Annotated in this window: 1 protein-coding gene; it reads right to left on the reverse strand. The window is 66.5% G+C overall.

The genetic code is table 11. From position 1 onward, the window contains the following. A partial coding sequence (locus AWC18_RS00230; protein WP_109559955.1) for an IS110 family RNA-guided transposase occupies positions 1-905 on the reverse strand: 905 nt, incomplete at its 3' end. Between the last annotated feature and the right edge of the window lie 231 nt (positions 906-1,136).

Raw genomic sequence — 1,136 nt, forward strand, 5'->3', positions numbered from 1 at the left:
CCGGCACTGTCGGGGATGCGCAGTTGGGTGATGGCGATGCGGTGCAGGGCGGCGTTGAGTTGACGGTTTCCTGACCGGTTGAGCCGGACTCGGCCGGCGGTGTTGCCCGACCACACTGGGATGGGGGCGGTGCCGCAGTGGCGGGCGAAGGCGGCCTCACTGCGGAACCGGGTCACGGTGGCGGCCTCGCCGACGATCTTGGCCGCGGTCAGGGCCCCGCAGCCCGGCAGCGTCAACAGGGCCGGGGCGACGTCGTTGACGCGGTCTTCGATGCGGACGGTCAATGCGTTGATGGTGTCGTTGAGGCGGATGATGTCGGCCAGCTCGTCGCGGGCCAGCTCAGCCAGGATCCCGGTCTGTGTGTCTAGCCAGGACGCCAGTGTTGCGCAGGGACGCGCCCGGTCCAGGGATTTGGGTGCGGGTTCTGCGGCAGGGTCGAGTTCATGGACGCGTTGGCGCAGCCGGTTGATGGTTGAGGTGCGTTGGGCAACAAGGTCTTCGCGGCGATCGACGAGCAGTTTGAGTTCGCGGGAGACGGTGTCGTGGCAGGCGGTGGGCAGGTCGGGTTCGCGTAGCACCGCCCGGGCGACGGCCAAGGCATCGATGGGGTCGGACTTGCCGCGGGTGCGGGCGCTGGCGCGGGTCTGGGCGGTCAGTTTCGGGGCGACACGGACCACAGCCTGGCCCATCGACAACAGGTCGCGTTCCAGCCGGGCAGACAGGTTGCGGCAGTCTTCGATGCCCCACAACAGATGCTCGCCGAACTGTTCACGGGCCCAGTTCAGAGCTTTGAGATGGCCGGGGGTGGTGGCGGGGACGACTTTGTGGCCGAGTTGTCGGCCGACCTCGTCGACGGCGACGAAGGTGTGGGTGCGCTTGTGGACATCGGTGCCAACGATCACCATGGATGGTGCCTTCCTTCTCAACAGGGAGCAGTGAAGGTCGGGCCGGCCGGCAGGACATATCTCAGTGGGGGCGGTGCCACGCTCCTATCAGGTCAATTGCCGGTCGGTCCTTCCCACCCGATGACGACACAACGCACGATCGCCACGAAAGCAGTGTTTGCAAGAGTCAGACACCGGGTGAGAAGAACCCAACCACCGCACAGCGGCACCTGTCACCCTGACACTGAGTGT

This window comes from Mycolicibacter nonchromogenicus, assembly GCF_002101775.1.
GTDB classification, from domain to species: domain Bacteria; phylum Actinomycetota; class Actinomycetes; order Mycobacteriales; family Mycobacteriaceae; genus Mycobacterium; species Mycobacterium nonchromogenicum.